This is a genomic window from Pedobacter nototheniae (assembly GCF_032678625.1).
Classification (GTDB): Bacteria; Bacteroidota; Bacteroidia; order Sphingobacteriales; family Sphingobacteriaceae; genus Pedobacter; species Pedobacter nototheniae_A.
The window spans coordinates 741,971-757,636 of the sequence record NZ_JAVTSO010000001.1 but is presented as its reverse complement, the minus strand read 5'-3'; the positions used below and the strand labels follow the sequence as shown (position 1 = coordinate 757,636).

Below are 15,666 nucleotides of genomic sequence, written 5' to 3'. Positions count from 1 at the left end.
GAGTGATTTATTGGATGATAGCATCTATCGAATTTCAAACCAATCATTCTACCATACAATCAAAATTTTAAAAAGAAATGTCAAAACAAGTAAAATATAACGTAGAAGCACGCGACGCCCTGAAAAGAGGTGTTGATATTCTTGCAAATGCAGTAAAAGTAACTTTAGGCCCTAAAGGACGTAACGTAATCATCGATAAAAAATTCGGATCTCCGGCAATTACCAAAGATGGTGTTACGGTAGCTAAAGAAATCGAATTGAAAGATGCGGTTGAAAACATGGGTGCCCAGATGGTTAAAGAAGTAGCTTCAAAAACAGCTGATATTGCTGGTGATGGAACAACTACTGCTACTGTTTTAGCGCAGGCTATTATTACTACAGGTATTAAAAACGTTGCTGCGGGTGCAAATCCAATGGATTTAAAACGTGGTATCGATAAAGCGGTTGCAGCTGTTGTAGAGAATTTAAAAGCGCAATCACAAACTGTTGGCGAGGATAACAATAAAATTAAGCAAGTTGCCTCTATCTCGGCAAATAACGACGAGGTTATCGGTGCTTTAATTGCTGAGGCAATGAGTAAAGTTGGTAAAGATGGTGTAATTACTGTTGAAGAAGCAAAAGGTACTGAAACTGAAGTTAAAACAGTAGAAGGTATGCAATTCGACAGAGGTTACTTATCTCCATACTTTGTAACCAATGCAGATAAAATGGAAGCTGAGTTAGAAAATCCTTACATTTTAATCTACGACAAAAAAATCAGCAACATGAAAGAATTGTTGCCTGTTTTAGAGAAAACTGTTCAAACAGGTAAACCATTGGTTATCATTTCTGAAGATTTAGATGGCGAAGCTTTAGCTACTTTAGTGGTTAATAAAATCCGTGGTTCGTTAAAAGTTGTTGCTGTTAAAGCTCCAGGTTTTGGCGACAGAAGAAAAGCAATGTTAGAAGACATCGCAATTTTAACTGGCGGTATTGTTGTTTCAGAAGAAAGAGGTTATAAATTAGAAAATGCTGATTTAACTTATTTAGGTTCTGCGGAGAAGGTTGTTGTTGATAAAGATAATACCACTGTAATTAACGGTGCTGGTAATACAGAAGATATTAAATCTCGCGTTAGTCAGATCAAAGCTCAAATCGAAACGACCACATCTGATTACGATAAAGAAAAATTACAAGAGCGTTTAGCTAAATTAGCTGGCGGTGTTGCTGTTCTTTACGTTGGTGCAGCCAGTGAGGTTGAAATGAAAGAGAAAAAAGACCGTGTTGATGATGCTTTACATGCAACCCGTGCGGCTGTAGAAGAAGGTATTGTTGCTGGTGGTGGTGTTGCTTTCATCCGTGCAGTTGAAGCTTTAGCGAACTTAAAAGGCGCTAACGAGGATGAAAACACAGGTATTCAGATTATTCGTCGTGCTATTGAAGAGCCATTACGTCAAATTTGCGAAAACGCAGGTATCGAAGGTTCTATCGTAGTTCAAAAAGTTAAAGAAGGTACTGCAGATTTCGGTTATAATGCACGTACTGATGTTTACGAAAACTTAATTGGTGCTGGTGTTATCGATCCAACCAAAGTAAGCCGTGTAGCATTAGAAAACGCAGCTTCAATTGCTGCAATGTTATTAACAACAGAAGTTGTTTTAGCAGATGAGCCTGAAGAAGCTGGTGCTTCATCAATGCCTCCAATGGGCGGCGGCGGTATGGGCGGCATGATGTAATTCATACAACCCTAACGGTTAATATAAAATTATTCCCCTAACACACCGGTGTTAGGGGAATTTTTGTTTTATGGCTTGCTTTTTAAATTATCACAACTAAATAGCAGAACATGTCGCGATTTTTGTTAATTTTCGAATCAGATACAGTTTAATATGGAAAGTTTCTTCGAGAGTAGTCATTTTTTAACACAAACCGAAGTCAATAAATTTTTATTGGCCACCCTACTTTGTGGTTTAATTGGTGCCGAAAGAGAATACAGGAGCAAATCTGCCGGGTTGAAAACCATGATTATGATTGGTTTAGGCTCTACACTCTTTACAATATTATCTATAAAAATTGGCTTAACCAGCCACGATCGTATTGCATCTAATATTGTAACGGGAATAGGTTTTTTGGGTGCTGGCGTTATCTTTAAAGAAGAAAACAGGGTTAAGGGATTAACAACAGCCTGTGTAATCTGGATTGTTGCCGCTATTGGAATGGCAGTAGGATCAGGTTTTTATGAGCAAGCCATTGGAGTAACCGGAGTGGTTCTGCTGGCTTTATTTACATTCCCTTTTATTGAAGAAATAGGCGACAGGCGTTTTACAAAGCGCAATTATCGCATTGTGAAAAAACACGAACCGCATACGGTGAATGCCTACGAAGAACTTTTTATCCAGTATAAATTGAAAGCCCAGCGCGGGAAACAAGAACTTGCAAACGGAATGATTACCGGAAACTGGACCGCCGTAGGAAAGCCCGCTAATCACCAGAAATTTGTTGAAGACATGCTCAAAGACAGAGATATTGTTGAATTTGATTTTTAAAACATCTAAATCGGTCATTTTTGCAAATTATCAGCGGAAATAAAGCTGTATTTCCTGAAAAACTATAGTAGCTTTGTATTTGTGCAAGGATTTTTGCTAATCCCGGCAGAAAAATTTAGTTAAATGATTAAGGAACAGATTTCAGTTTTTGATATTTTTAAAATCGGTATTGGTCCATCCAGTTCGCATACATTAGGTCCGTGGAGAGCTGCCCAGCAATTTACAGCTTCGCTCCTTCAAAATAATCAGCTTGCAGATGTGGAAGGCATTAAAATCCTACTTTACGGCTCATTAGCCAAAACAGGTAAAGGGCATGGTACCGATGTGGCGATTTTATTGGGTTTAACAGGTGCCGATCCGGTTACCTTCGATGTAGATGCGGTAACGCCCACATTTGAGCGCATTCAAAGAGAAAAAAAACTCCAGCTTGCCGGAAATTTAGAAATCGATTTTGATTACCATAACGACCTCCTTTTTCTTTTTGCAGAAAGTTTACCTTATCACCCGAACGCTGTAACTTTTCAGGCCTTTTTAAAAAACGGGAAAGCCATCTCAGAAACCTATTACTCCATTGGTGGCGGTTTTGTAGTAAAAGAAGGCGAAGATAACAGTAAAAAAGTACAGGTTGATTTGCCTTTCCCCGTAGAAAAGGCGAAGGATTTACTGCATTGGTGTTTATCAACCGGCCTAAAGGTAAGTGAAGTGGTCATGGAAAATGAGCTGGCCTGGAGAAAGGAAGCTGAAACGAAAAAAGGCATTTTGCAGCATTTCTATGTAATGCGGGATTGCATTTATCGTGGATGTCATACCACAGGTTTTTTACCTGGGGGTTTAAATGTGGCCAGAAGAGCTTTTCCTTTAAATAAACGTTTAACCGGAAAAAGCCAATACCATGATTACGATAGCTGGATTAAGGCGATACGGGAAGGCGGAAATGGATTTAATTATACTTTAGATTGGGTAAGTTGCTTTGCTTTAGCCGTTAATGAAGAAAATGCTTCGTTTGGCAGGGTGGTAACGGCACCAACTAACGGTGCTGCTGGTGTAATTCCGGCAGTTTTGCAGTATTTTATTACTTTCTGCGATGGCTATTCGGAAGACAAAATTATTCAGTTTATTGCCTGTGCATCAGAGGTAGGCAGTATATTCAAAAAAGGAGCCACCATTTCTGCAGCTATGGGTGGTTGTCAGGCAGAAATTGGCGTGTCATCAGCAATGGCAGCGGCAGCCCTAACCGAATGCTTAGGTGGTTCGCAAAGACAGGTTTTAATGGCCGCAGAAATTGCCATGGAACACCATTTGGGTTTAACTTGCGATCCAATAGGGGGGTTGGTTCAAATTCCCTGCATTGAAAGAAATACGATGGGGGCAATTAAAGCCATTACGGCAAGCCAGCTGGCTTTACAAAGCAATCCCGATAAGGCAAAGGTGAGTTTAGATGCGGTTGTAAATACCATGTGGGAAACCGCATTGGACATGAATGCTAAGTATAAAGAGACTTCTGACGGCGGTTTAGCTACCAATATTCCAATTAGTTTACCCGAATGTTAACGCAAACGCAACATTGTTGTGATAAGTAGGGTTTTGACTTAATTATTATGGTTGAAATCTACTCAAAACATCAACAATTTTATAACTTAGCCCGACTTTATAAATTCATAAAAATGATTAAATACACAAAACTAACCGTACTTGGTTTAGCATTGTCGTTATCTACTATGACGATGTATGCACAAGACAACCTTGTAAATTCATTAAAAAATAACCAAAGCGAAAACAGCAAAGATGCTTTTAAATTTACAGATGTAATTAACCTTGCCAATACATCTGTAAAAAACCAGGGATCATCAGGTACTTGCTGGAGTTACTCTACCAATTCATTTTTAGAATCAGAAATGATTAAAGCAGGGAAAGAACCTGTAAACTTATCTCAGCTTTTTACAGCTCGTAACGCTTACGTAGAAAAAGGTAAAAATTATGTACGGATGCATGGTGCTGTAACTTTGGGTGATGGTGGTGCTTTACATGATGTAATTAACATGTACAGAAAATATGGTGCTGTACCTCAGGAAGCTTATACTGGCTTAAATTACGGTACTAAAATTAATAAAACAGCTGAACTTGGCGATCTTGAAAAAGGAGTTTTAGATGCTGTTGTTAAAAATTCAAATGGCGAATTAACACCAAACTGGTTAAAAGCTTATACTGGTGTTATTGATGCTTATTTAGGTGCTGTTCCAGAAAACTTTACTTTTAAAGGTAAGAAATACACCCCAAAAACCTTTGCAAATGAGGTTGTAGGCATTAACCCAGATAATTATGTAGAATTATCTTCATTTAATGATCATCCTTTCTATTCTAAATTTACTTTGTTAGTGCCGGATAACTGGTCTTTCGATCAGGTTTATAACGTACAGGTTAACGAATTAACGGATATTATTGACAATGCGCTTAAAGCGGGTTATACTGTAGCTTGGGCAACTGACGTGAGTGAAAAATCTTTCAGTTATAAAAATGGTGTTGCTTATGTTCCTGAAACCCCTTTTGCGGAAATGACTGCAAAACAAAAAACAGAAATGTTTGACGGACCTAAACCAGAAATGGAAATTACTCAGGAAAACCGTCAGCAGGCATTTGATAACTACCAAACTACGGATGATCATGGTATGCATATTGTTGGTTTGGCTAAAGATCAGAATGGCAAAGAATATTATATCGTTAAAAACTCTTGGGGAGTTACCAACGATTACAAAGGTTATTTATACGTAACTAAAAACTTTGTAAAGTATAAATCTACTGCCATCTTATTAAATAAAGCAGGTATTCCAGCTGCAATTTCAAAAAAATTAGGACTATAGTTTAAAATTAAGTTCAACAAAAAGGGCTGTACGTTAACGTACAGCCCTTTTTGTTATAAAAATACCAATAAGAAAAATCCTGTTGGCATGGGATCAATTTCTATTGTTTATTTTAAGTGAGCTCTTAAAAACCAGGCCATTTCTTCATGAGTTTCCATTAAGCCGGTAATAAAGTCGCTTGTGCCTGCATCTCCGTACTCTTCTGCAATGGGGGTAATGTTACCTCTAATAAACTCAATTACCGTTTCGTGATCCGCTAACAAGTCTTTAATAAAACCTAAACTGTCATTTTTTCTTTCGCTATACTCGGTAAGATGTGTAAGCGCTAAAAAGTTTTTCAAAGTGGCCGGCGCATAATGTCCAATTTTACGTATACGTTCAGCAACGCTGTCAATAAATTCGTCTAATTGATTGTACTGCTCTTCAAAAAACTTATGTTTTGCTAAAAAATCTGCACCCTCAACATTCCAGTGCGCATTACGGGTTTTAGTATATAAAACATATTCATCGGCTAATAATTTAGCCAGTTGCTCTGATACGTATTGTCTGTTTTCAACTGATATTCCAATTTTTGCTTCCATATTAATTTGTATTTTGATAGTACAATTTACTCTTAATCGTTGTAAAAAAAGAATTGCTATATCACCCTTTTGTTAAATAATCAGCAAAGAATTAGGAAATACAAGTCAGTTTAAACTCCGGCAGATGGTTTTGGCTTTTTCTTTTTATGCCAAACTTTTTTCTTGCTATTGTTGCTGTGTTGCTGGCGTTTTTCTTCAACATGTGTAATTTCAATCGCAGCAACATTTTCTGGCAAAGGCATTCTGGGCACCTCTTTTTCAATTAATTTTTCAATGTTATCAAACTTGCGTTTATCCCGTCCGTTTACAAGTGTTATAGCCGTTCCTTTTGTTTCAGCCCTTGCTGTACGTCCAATGCGGTGTACATAATCAGCCGGATCGCCCGGAACGTCGTAATTAACAACCAGATCAATCCCTTCCACATCAATCCCACGCGATAAAACATCAGTGCCAATTAAAATTGGCAATCTCCTGTTTTTAAAGGCAAGTAAAATATCCTCCCGTTCTTTCTGTCCCAAATCAGAATGGAAAGCCTCAGCTTTAATGCCTAAACCTTTAAAGGCTTTGTAAAGTGCTTTAACCTTTTCCTTTGTAGAAACAAAAATAATACTGCTTTTATACTGATCGCTTTTAAAAATATTGGTTAATAAAGCTTGTTTTTGCTGATCGTGAATGTTGTAAGCTTGCTGGTCGATTCCTTCGGCTGGCTTGGCAATGGATATGGTAATTTGTTTCGGATCATGTAAAATCCTACCAGCCATTGTTCTTATTTTTGGAGCCATTGTGGCCGAAAACAAAAGTGTTTGCCTTTTCTTTGGCAAATAGCTGATAATGCGGATAATATCATCATAAAAACCCATGTCAAGCATTCTGTCTGCTTCATCTAAAATTAAATGCTGCAAGTGTTCCAGTTTTAAAACACCTGATGATAAGTGGGCCATTAACCTGCCTGGTGTAGCAATAATAATGTCGACACCATCACGCATTGATCGTTTTTGCTGTTCGTAGGCAATTCCATCGCCGCCACCATAAACAGCCAGCGAGCTGATGTTGGTGAAATAAGCCAAAGCTTCCACCTGTAAATCTATTTGCTGCGCAAGCTCACGTGTTGGTGCTAAAATTAGGGTATTGTTGTGTCTGTTTTCCGCACGACTGATCTTATCCATTACCGGCAAAAGATAACTGGCAGTTTTGCCCGTTCCCGTTTGTGCACAGGCAATAATATCGTGGTTATCTAAAATGACAGGAATAGCTTGTTCTTGTATAGGAGTAGCGCTTTTATACCCCATGGCCATTAAGCCTTCGTATAAGTCGGGGTTAAAATTAAAGTCGTTAAAATTCAATATGTTGTAATTTTTTATTTAAACAAAAGTACCTCAAATTGTAGCCAATAGCAAGTCGTAAATTATTCCTTTGTAATTTTTAGTGTAAATGATACTTCTGTAATTTCTTTAAAACAAAAAAATCCCGATCATCGCCAGCAATAATCGGGATTTTAGATTTAGATATTCCTTAATCTACTGAAATATCTTTGGCAGGCGTATTGGTTTCAGGGTTTTTAGGTAGTGTTACTTTCAAAATGCCATCAAGGTAAGCTGCAGAAATATTTTCGGATAACACCTTTCCATTTAAGGCAAATCCTCTTTCAAAGGCACCGTTGGCATATTCTCTGCGACTAAAATTCTGCGAATCATTACTTTCCTCAGCAGGTTTATAGCTAATGGTCAAAACATCATTTTTAGTTGTCACCTTTAAATTTTCCTTTACCAAAGCCGGAGCATATAAATGAATGGTGAAATTTTCATCATTCTCTTCAATATTTACCGGTACGCGACGAAACGCCTCGCCAAATTTACCTTCAAAGTGCCGGCCGTGGCCATGACCAAAGCGGCCACCAAATCTGTGACCTCCGCGGCCACAACCTCTGTTCATTCTATCTGTTCTAAATTGTTCGTTATACATGTTTTTTAATTTTAATTGTTAAATTTTCTAAGGTTTTTACTTCCTTTATAGTTTTCTGAAATATCTACCTAATTGGATATTCCTTTTCTTTTTTTGAGTTTGAAAATCTCTTCAACAGCTCTTTTATATCCGCCGGATTCAATAAAAGAATTGCTTATTTTTTTGATATTTTCTAAATAATTAGGGTTCTCTATTACTTTTTCAACGGATTTTTTCAGTATTTCAGGCGTCAAATTATTTGCATCAAGCACAAGGGTTGCGCCCAATTCCTGCGCCCGGTTGGCCAGGAAAAATTGATCTGCACCCAATGGAATAGATATAAAAGGAACATTATTGTACAGGATATCACCAATACTGTTCATGCCGGCATGTGTTATGGCTACCGAAGTGTATTTTAAAACTTTTAGTTGCGGTACATAGTTCCTCACAATGAAATTAGCCGGAACATTAAACCGGGAAAGATCAATATTATAAGCGGCCATAACAACTACTACATCCAAATCAGCAAAGGTTTTGAAGAATATGTTGTTAATTTCATCAGAATGATTGCTAAACACGGTGCCTAATGAAATGTAGACTACTTTCTTTCCTTTGAGCTTTTCAAAAGGAAAATCAAGTGCATATTTTTTATTGTAAACCGGAGGTCCTATAAAAATAAAGCTGTCATCGTACTGATCGGGATCGGGAACGAAATATTTTGATGTATAAATGATATTCAAATCTCCCTTATTGAAAAAGAGGTCCATCATATTATCCGGTATTTCAACCTGATATTTTTGTATTAAATCCTGACGTACTTTTTTAAATATTTCAGTTGTTTCAGCATTTATGCCCATAAAGCCTTGTTTGCCAGCTGTGCTGGGATCTTCTGCTTTTTTGGCCATTAAGTCTTTCAGTGTCATAAAAACGGCAAAAGAAGAAACCGTTGGAATGTCTAAAATCTGTGAAATTACGTTAGCATAAGGGTAAGCTGAAGAAAAAACAATATAATCGAATTCTAAATTTTTAATTTGAACCAAAATATCGTCTATAAATTTCATCGGTTCCAGTAGGGCGCTCACTAAACCTGAAGTTGGTTTTTCATCCGGAGTCCCGTTCTTCTTTTGAAAAATATTTAAATCTTCTTTATAGCATTTAAAATCAGCTCCAATACCTTCAATCGATTTCTTAAATTCATCAGAACAGAAAAAGGTTATCCTTTCTCCCTGGTTAATTAACTCGCCGGCCAATCCTATTACGGGGTTAACATGGCCATGTGAAGGAATGCATAAAAAAAGTATGTGCGACATATTGTATTGCTATTAAAGTGGGGTGTTATTACTGTTGCGTGTACTATCAGGCGCAATAGAATCCTGCATTTTATTATTGTGGTGATTAAAGCTGTGTTGTCTGTAGTGCCTATTGCTACAATCGTCATCGTGATAATGCCTGTTTTTAAAATCAAGCCTGTCTCGATAACCATTTTGAACGGCGAATACATTTAAGCTGTAAAAGGTTGCAGCTGCTGCAACAAGTACTAATAATCCTCTAAATATTCTCATGGCCTGATTAATTAATGTTTATGTGATTAATTGTTGCGTTACTTTGAACCGCTGGTTTATACCACTGCCCGTCAATAGGGGTAATGCGTTGAAATTGGTTTGGATAATACGCATCAAAATGGTGCATAAAATGTCTTCGGCGATTGCGGGCAATGATTCTGAAGACCATTCCAAGTAGGGCAGCGATGAGAATAAACTTAAATATAAATGGTATAAAGAAAAGGGCTGCACCGAGTACAATTCCAAATCCAATGGCTTTAAATATCTTTTTCATTTTTCTTCTTATTTTAATTAGGAAGACGAATGATTTTAGATTTTACTTTAAAATATTTTTATTTTTTTTATGCAGTGTATTGATTGTTAGTTTATTAAGGTTAAATCAATAAAAAAACCGGCATTTGCCGGTTCTAATTATCTGCGATTTCTATGATCTCTGTTTCCGCAACGTGCTCTCCATTCCGTTCGGAATTTATCGCGCTCTTCATCATTCATGCTGTGCCATTTTTCTCTTAATATTCGGCCATCCCGGCCAAAGCCACCATGCCGGTTTTTAAAGCCATCGCCGCGGCCAAAATTCCCAAATAAAATCCGGCAAAGTACCAGTAATCCAAGTGCCTGCCAGTAATTGAGCTTTCCGGTATGTGCCACTTCCGGTAAAATCCAGTTCCATAAAAACATAACCACATAACCCAGTACAACTGCTATAAGCACTGCTACCGGGAAAAAGAAAGCGAATTTCTTACCTCGATTAAAATTTCTATTCCTCATGCCTGCAAATTTAATAGTTAATAAATTCCTGATATAAATTTTGTAACCGGTTGCGCAGGTGTTTAACTGCATAACCTTTTCTTGATATTAAAGTTTTAATGTTTTCGCCGGTTTCATCGGCAATTTCCTGAAAAGTTCTTTCTTCAAGTTCGTTTTGAATAAAAACATAACGTTGGTTTTCAGGTAGCTCCTCAAGCGCAATAAATAGCTGATCCCAAAATAACTTTTTTAATTCTTCAGCCTCTTCAGTGCTGGCTTCGGCCATTAAAATCTCCCTGAAGTTAATCTCGCCGTCTTCATCCTCGTAGCTTAAATCCTCTAAAAGGTCGTCTTTTTGCTTTCTGTACTTATCTGTTATTTTATTTCTGGCTACGCGATATAACCAGCCGCTAATCTGTTCTATTGCACCTGCTTCGGGCTGATTGCTCAATTGGTACCAAACATCCTGCAAAATATCTTCCGCATCCTCATCCGTATTCACCCGCCCACGGATGAAACTGAATAAGCGCTTACCATAACTGGCAACCGTTGAAATAATATTTTGGGATTCGTTTGCTGGCACTATTTATTGCTTTATAAACGAGTAAACGGACGAAATTCAATATTACTTTAAATTTTCTTCTTTTTTTTGAAAAAGATCTATTGAGTAAATCGTTGTTGTAGTTCAAAAACTTTTCTTATTGCCTGCTAAAGCATTAGAATTGCAAATTATCTCCTATAAAGAATTCAGGTTTTCTAAAGGTTATTAGGGGATAAAAAAATACGCGCTACACATCCGGGTATTCAAATAATGAGCATCTTATATATAGAACTTAGATGTTCTAAGGTAATTCAAAAACGTAATACCGTTAATAATTTATGCTTACTTAAGTGCTCCAGTGGGATTAGTACCCTTATCTACCACTACTTTTGCACTTCCATTGAAATCAGAAACATAGATTTTAGATGTTGATGGCGTATCACCGCCACTAAAAAAGATTCGCTCGTCGGCTGTTACAAAAAGAGAAAAAGCATTCATTTCAGGAGGAGAAATCTGATTAATTTTTTGAGTTGCTAAATCTAAAAGATACACACCTTCAATTGGGAATTTAGATTTTTTAGCATCCATTTTTCCAGCGCTGAAAATCAATTTCTTTCCATCTTTAGTATAAAAGAAACGATTGCTCTTGGCAAGCGTAAACTCTTTTCCAATCAGGTTTGCAATTAATTTTGTGTTAATCAATTTCCCGCTAACATCGAAAGTATATAAATTAACTAAATCGTGTGCTACCAGTTCATTTACATCTTTCCATGTTGGAGAATAAACACTTAATTTCGAAGTACTATCCAGCATCATAAAACCTGTATTGTCTGTTTTAATAATCCCGACTTTCCAGTTCCCTTTTTTATTAAGGACACTAAATGCAATCGAATTGCCATCAGCTGCCCATACGGCCTGATCGTAATTGTCGTAATTTACCTTTAACTGTCCCTGGCTTTTATTTTCCATGTCGGCAACCCAAATGGTTGTGTGCCCGGCAGAATCTTTTACCGTATAGGCCAGTTTATTTCCGTCTGGTGAAATGGCTGGATTGGTTGCACCACCAAAAGAAACCTGATTAATGGTGTCGGCGCTGCTGGCCACAATTTTATCTCCATTTTGGTAAGCAATTGCATAACGTTTTGTACTTAAAGAAACCGTATCCAATATTGCTTTAGCACTTTCTTTATCGTTATTGGCAGTACACGAAGCCAAAAGTGCGAGGCAGGGGATAAAAAGACGAATCAAACGCATGACACAAAGATTTTTTGGTAAGCTGCAATTTTACAAAATACTTTTAAACAAAAAAGATCCGGGCCCTGTAGAATCCGGATCTTACCTGTTTTATGATAAAATATCGACTTAACTCTTTTTCTTATCTGCGTAACCAAATACTTTTTGAAGTAAGGTAGTACTGCGCGAACCCAAATTTCCCCTTATTTTAAGCTCTTCCTGGGCTACTTCTATAAATAAACCATCAATGGCTTTCTGCGTAACATATTCACTCAAATTTGTGTTCACTGGTTTTACCAGCGGCAAGCGATTATACTGCGAGGTTAAATCGCCATAATACTTCGTTGCGTTAACTTTATTTAAGCTGGTGCTTACAATCGGACTAAATTTTTGCATTAACTGAGCGGTTGTAACCCTTTTAAAGTAGGCTGTAGCCGCATCATTATTGCCCAAAAGAATATTAGTGGCATCGGTTAAAGTCATTTGTTTAATGGCAGATACAAAAATAGGTTTAGCCTCTTTTGCTGCGTCCTCTGCTGCACGGTTCAAGCTTGTAATTACATTATCGCAAAGCGAGTTTAAACCAAGCCCTCTCAATGTCTTCTCTACTTTTTGTGCTTCAGGAGGCATTAAAATTTTAACAGCCAAATTGCCTAAAAAACCATCTTTTGCAGATAACCGATCAGCACCTGCAGAAACACCAATCTCTAATGCCTGCTTTATGCCTTGTCCAATTTCTAAGGTTGAAGGCGTACCCAAAGTTGAAGTAGAAGTTGTTGTAGCAGTGGTTTGTTTATTGGTTACCTTTTTTAGCAAATCGCTTAATTTGGTTTGGCTTTGTGCATTCAGGCTTCCAATTAAGGTTAATGCCAGCGATGCTAAAATAGTAGTACTCTTCATTTTGTTTGTTTAAGTTATTGTTAGCAAAAGCATTGCCATAAATTATAATTTATATACAATAGCCAAAGATACAGCTTTGCTCCAATGTTTGTTTTTAAACCAGTTAGAGTGTCGCTTTTTGTTGGGGTTTAATTGCTGTAATAATTTAGTTTATGTCTGATCACTCAAAAATATTTTTTATACTTGAGGATAATTCGCTTTAGCTACCCAATTTTTTGAAGTTTATAAAAAATACAGCTGGAAATAACCAGCAAGATGATGCAAAATTAATTGCCGAGTATAAAAATACCGACAATTTAAACGCGTTGGGTAAACTTTATAATAAGTACATGCACCTGGTTTTCGGGGTTTGTTTTAACTACTTTAAAGATGAGGAGCAAAGCAAGGACGCCGTAATGCAGATTTTTGAAGAATTAGTATCTAAACTTAAAAATCACGAAGTACAAAATTTTAAGAGTTGGCTACACGTTTTAACACGTAACCATTGTTTAATGGCGCTTAGAAAATCGGCAAAGCATAACAATGTTTCTTTGGATGATACTTTTGTGGAAAATAGTGAGTTTGTGCATCTTGATATCGACAACACAAAAGAAACGCAGCTTACCACAATGGAAAAGTGTATGGAAACTTTGCCTGAAGAACAGCGAAAAAGTGTAGATTTATTTTATCTACAGGAAAAATGCTATAAGGAAGTGGCTGATATTACCGGTTACGAAATGCTTAAGGTTAAGAGCTATATTCAGAATGGAAAGCGGAATTTGAAGATTTGTATAGAGAAAAATAGTAGTGAATAACGATTGGTTAGATATTGATGTTCTGGAAGATTACCTGGATGGTAAGCTTGATGCCAAGGCTATGCACTTTGTTGAACGACAAGAGCTGGAAGATCCTTTTGTGGCCGAAGCACTCGAAGGTTTACGTCAATCTCCTAAAAGAAAGCAAACGTATTCTATTCTTCAAAAGCAACTTCATGATCGTATTGCAATTAAGCCTGTTAAACGTAGGTTATGGGGCATTACCACCCAAAGGTTAAGTATAGCAGCAACGGCTACAGTAGCCTTTATTACAGTAAGCATTTTGTTTTTTATGCGTGAGATTAACCACCGAAATGAAGTGGCACAGCGAAAAGCAAATGGCGTAATCGTTAATTTAGATACCAATACCGCCATTGCAGCGAATAAACCAAAAGCTGAAGACATCAGCGCCGATAAAACTGAAACAGCACAGTCTGCCCTGATTGATAAGGCCGTTAAAGATGCTAAAACCGGAGATTTGGCAAAAAACATCAGGTCATCAAATCATCCTGTTGCTGCAGATCTTCCTGCTCCTACGAGCAGAAAAAAGGTTGAAGTAGTTGCGGTTGATGATAAAAGAAGTTTTTCCGTACAGGAAGCAAGAGTTGCAGCAGCACCGGCTATCGTTTCTAACAGCGCGGTGTACAGTGGCACCGTTAACGCCGAAGGCAACGGTTTACCCATTTCTGGCGCAATTGTTAAGGTGGCAGGAACTAAAAGCGAAACAAAAACAGATGCCAACGGTAACTTTTATTTACCTGTTGACAGTAGCTTGAAAAATAGAGAACTTGTGGTAAGGGCAGAGGGCTATAAAGATGCCGAAATATCAAAGGCAAATGATCCAAATACAATCCGGATTGCGTTAAGGGGAGATTTATCTTTAAATGAAATTGCGGCCGTAACCGGATCAAACGGAAGGGAAAGAAAATCCATACCTGCTGGGAAGGTTGTTTTAAAAGCAAACCCTTCACTGGATGCTAAATCTTCGAAAGAAATTACCGTACCTGTACCGGTTTCTACAGTTAATTACGAGGCTTACCTGGAAAATAATAATAAATTATACAATCCAAAGGGACCTGAACAGTATGTTACGGTAAGTTTTAAGGTACGCAAATCGGGACGGCCTGGTTCAGTTAAAATTTTAAAAGGCTTAAATAATGAGGCTGATGCTGAGGCAAAACGGCTTGTTGAAAATGGACCAGACTGGGTTCTGCCAAAAAACGGAAACGATACAGTTGAATTAACAATTAAATTCTAATCGTTTCATCACACCGGTGGCATGAGCCGCCAATTCTATTACGCTATAAATAAACAATCAAATTAATTTTTGATGCATTATATATCTTATGTATAAGTTGCCCTATTTTACCGCCGAAAACCAGGATATAGTTCTGGATTTTATGCATAAAAATTCCTTCGTTACGCTAATTGGATTTGATGGGGAATTTCCTGTTGCTACCCAGGTTCCTGTTAAAACGATGGTTGATAACGATGAAATTAAATTAATTGGCCATATCATGACTAAAACAAATCATTGCAAGGCTTTTGAGCAAAACCCCAGTGTACTTGCGGTTTTTACCGGTGCACATGCTTACATCAGCGCATCTGTTTACGAAAGCCCGGCAGTAGCATCAACCTGGAATTATAAAACGGTACAGGCAAAAGGCGTCATCAGGTTAATGAATTCCGAGGAAACTTATCAGGTGATCAAAGATTTGACAGATCATTACGAGGATTCAAAAACAAGCCCTGCGGCGTTTAATAAAATGGATGATGCTTATATTCAGAAACATTTAAAAGCAATTACCGGATTCGAAATTTTGGTGACCAACTTAGATCATGTTTTTAAAATGAGCCAAAACCATTCCGCTAAAAATAAGGAAGCCATTATTGAAAATTTAGAAAATAGTGATGATGTTTTAGCGCTGGAGGTGGCGAAAGAAATGAAAAGAGAAGGTATTTAGCACCTGTGTCGTGCTGAATT

17 protein-coding genes are annotated in these 15,666 nt (G+C 37.4%); 7 read left to right on the top strand and 10 right to left on the bottom strand.

The features are described from left to right. Positions 1–77: 77 nt before the first annotated feature. The 4 genes from groL (at position 78) to R2Q77_RS03430 (ending at position 5,383) form a co-directional block, all read left to right on the top strand. Complete coding sequence (gene groL, locus R2Q77_RS03445) at positions 78–1,715, top strand: chaperonin GroEL (protein WP_316802306.1); 1,638 nt, start codon at positions 78–80, stop codon at positions 1,713–1,715. Between the two features lie 153 nt (positions 1,716–1,868). Continuing rightward, positions 1,869–2,525 (top strand): MgtC/SapB family protein, encoded by a 657-nt coding sequence (locus R2Q77_RS03440; RefSeq protein WP_316802305.1) that lies wholly within the window; start codon positions 1,869–1,871, stop codon positions 2,523–2,525. A 123-nt stretch (positions 2,526–2,648) separates the two neighbouring features. Continuing rightward, positions 2,649–4,076, top strand: a complete 1,428-nt coding sequence (locus R2Q77_RS03435) for an L-serine ammonia-lyase (RefSeq protein WP_316802304.1) — start codon at positions 2,649–2,651, stop codon at positions 4,074–4,076. Positions 4,077–4,189: 113 nt separating this feature from the next. Beyond that, positions 4,190–5,383: an aminopeptidase C gene (locus tag R2Q77_RS03430; RefSeq protein ID WP_316802303.1), complete on the top strand. Its 1,194-nt coding sequence runs from the start codon at positions 4,190–4,192 to the stop codon at positions 5,381–5,383. A gap of 107 nt (positions 5,384–5,490) precedes the next feature. On the opposite strand, the gene R2Q77_RS03425 is transcribed toward R2Q77_RS03430, so the two are convergent. From R2Q77_RS03425 to R2Q77_RS03380, 10 genes are all read right to left on the bottom strand, one after another. Then, positions 5,491–5,964, bottom strand: coding sequence for a DNA starvation/stationary phase protection protein (locus R2Q77_RS03425; RefSeq protein ID WP_316802302.1), 474 nt, complete (start codon positions 5,962–5,964; stop codon positions 5,491–5,493). Positions 5,965–6,074: 110 nt separating this feature from the next. Then, positions 6,075–7,307, bottom strand: coding sequence for a DEAD/DEAH box helicase (locus tag R2Q77_RS03420; protein ID WP_316802301.1), 1,233 nt, complete (start codon positions 7,305–7,307; stop codon positions 6,075–6,077). 169 nt (positions 7,308–7,476) lie between these two features. Continuing rightward, positions 7,477–7,926: an Hsp20/alpha crystallin family protein gene (locus R2Q77_RS03415; RefSeq protein ID WP_316802300.1), complete on the bottom strand. Its 450-nt coding sequence runs from the start codon at positions 7,924–7,926 to the stop codon at positions 7,477–7,479. A gap of 68 nt (positions 7,927–7,994) precedes the next feature. Then, positions 7,995–9,215 carry a macrolide family glycosyltransferase gene (locus tag R2Q77_RS03410; RefSeq protein ID WP_316802299.1) on the bottom strand — a complete coding sequence of 407 codons (1,221 nt, stop codon included), beginning with the start codon at positions 9,213–9,215 and terminating at the stop codon, positions 7,995–7,997. 12 nt (positions 9,216–9,227) lie between these two features. Continuing rightward, complete coding sequence (locus tag R2Q77_RS03405) at positions 9,228–9,467, bottom strand: hypothetical protein (RefSeq protein WP_316802298.1); 240 nt, start codon at positions 9,465–9,467, stop codon at positions 9,228–9,230. Positions 9,468–9,474: 7 nt separating this feature from the next. Further along, positions 9,475–9,741: a hypothetical protein gene (locus R2Q77_RS03400; protein ID WP_316802297.1), complete on the bottom strand. Its 267-nt coding sequence runs from the start codon at positions 9,739–9,741 to the stop codon at positions 9,475–9,477. 137 nt (positions 9,742–9,878) lie between these two features. Next, positions 9,879–10,235: a hypothetical protein gene (locus tag R2Q77_RS03395; RefSeq protein WP_316802296.1), complete on the bottom strand. Its 357-nt coding sequence runs from the start codon at positions 10,233–10,235 to the stop codon at positions 9,879–9,881. A 10-nt stretch (positions 10,236–10,245) separates the two neighbouring features. Beyond that, complete coding sequence (locus R2Q77_RS03390; protein WP_316802295.1) at positions 10,246–10,797, bottom strand: RNA polymerase sigma factor; 552 nt, start codon at positions 10,795–10,797, stop codon at positions 10,246–10,248. A gap of 300 nt (positions 10,798–11,097) precedes the next feature. Further along, positions 11,098–12,009 (bottom strand): hypothetical protein, encoded by a 912-nt coding sequence (locus R2Q77_RS03385; protein ID WP_316802294.1) that lies wholly within the window; start codon positions 12,007–12,009, stop codon positions 11,098–11,100. Positions 12,010–12,117: 108 nt separating this feature from the next. Then, the gene (locus R2Q77_RS03380; RefSeq protein WP_316802293.1) at positions 12,118–12,888 is read right to left on the bottom strand and encodes a DUF4197 domain-containing protein; all 771 of its coding nucleotides are present in this window, start codon (positions 12,886–12,888) and stop codon (positions 12,118–12,120) included. A 215-nt stretch (positions 12,889–13,103) separates the two neighbouring features. Between R2Q77_RS03380 and R2Q77_RS03375 the strand changes: the two genes are divergently transcribed. The 3 genes from R2Q77_RS03375 (at position 13,104) to R2Q77_RS03365 (ending at position 15,646) form a co-directional block, all read left to right on the top strand. Beyond that, positions 13,104–13,682, top strand: a complete 579-nt coding sequence (locus R2Q77_RS03375) for a sigma-70 family RNA polymerase sigma factor (protein ID WP_316802292.1) — start codon at positions 13,104–13,106, stop codon at positions 13,680–13,682. Beyond that, positions 13,675–14,940 (top strand): carboxypeptidase regulatory-like domain-containing protein, encoded by a 1,266-nt coding sequence (locus R2Q77_RS03370; RefSeq protein ID WP_316802291.1) that lies wholly within the window; start codon positions 13,675–13,677, stop codon positions 14,938–14,940. Before R2Q77_RS03375 ends, R2Q77_RS03370 begins: the two co-directional genes overlap by 8 nt. Before the next feature lie 88 nt (positions 14,941–15,028). After that, complete coding sequence (locus tag R2Q77_RS03365; RefSeq protein ID WP_316802290.1) at positions 15,029–15,646, top strand: FMN-binding negative transcriptional regulator; 618 nt, start codon at positions 15,029–15,031, stop codon at positions 15,644–15,646. Positions 15,647–15,666 lie beyond the last annotated feature (20 nt).

Coding starts and splice junctions, on each gene's coding strand:
- groL (WP_316802306.1), top strand. CDS start 78: ATGTCAAAACAAGTAAAATATAACGTAGAAGCACGCGACGCCCTGAAA.
- R2Q77_RS03440 (WP_316802305.1), top strand. CDS start 1,869: ATGGAAAGTTTCTTCGAGAGTAGTCATTTTTTAACACAAACCGAAGTC.
- R2Q77_RS03435 (WP_316802304.1), top strand. CDS start 2,649: ATGATTAAGGAACAGATTTCAGTTTTTGATATTTTTAAAATCGGTATT.
- R2Q77_RS03430 (WP_316802303.1), top strand. CDS start 4,190: ATGATTAAATACACAAAACTAACCGTACTTGGTTTAGCATTGTCGTTA.
- R2Q77_RS03425 (WP_316802302.1), bottom strand. CDS start 5,964: ATGGAAGCAAAAATTGGAATATCAGTTGAAAACAGACAATACGTATCA.
- R2Q77_RS03415 (WP_316802300.1), bottom strand. CDS start 7,926: ATGTATAACGAACAATTTAGAACAGATAGAATGAACAGAGGTTGTGGC.
- R2Q77_RS03410 (WP_316802299.1), bottom strand. CDS start 9,215: ATGTCGCACATACTTTTTTTATGCATTCCTTCACATGGCCATGTTAAC.
- R2Q77_RS03405 (WP_316802298.1), bottom strand. CDS start 9,467: ATGAGAATATTTAGAGGATTATTAGTACTTGTTGCAGCAGCTGCAACC.
- R2Q77_RS03400 (WP_316802297.1), bottom strand. CDS start 9,741: ATGAAAAAGATATTTAAAGCCATTGGATTTGGAATTGTACTCGGTGCA.
- R2Q77_RS03395 (WP_316802296.1), bottom strand. CDS start 10,235: ATGAGGAATAGAAATTTTAATCGAGGTAAGAAATTCGCTTTCTTTTTC.
- R2Q77_RS03385 (WP_316802294.1), bottom strand. CDS start 12,009: ATGCGTTTGATTCGTCTTTTTATCCCCTGCCTCGCACTTTTGGCTTCG.
- R2Q77_RS03380 (WP_316802293.1), bottom strand. CDS start 12,888: ATGAAGAGTACTACTATTTTAGCATCGCTGGCATTAACCTTAATTGGA.
- R2Q77_RS03365 (WP_316802290.1), top strand. CDS start 15,029: ATGTATAAGTTGCCCTATTTTACCGCCGAAAACCAGGATATAGTTCTG.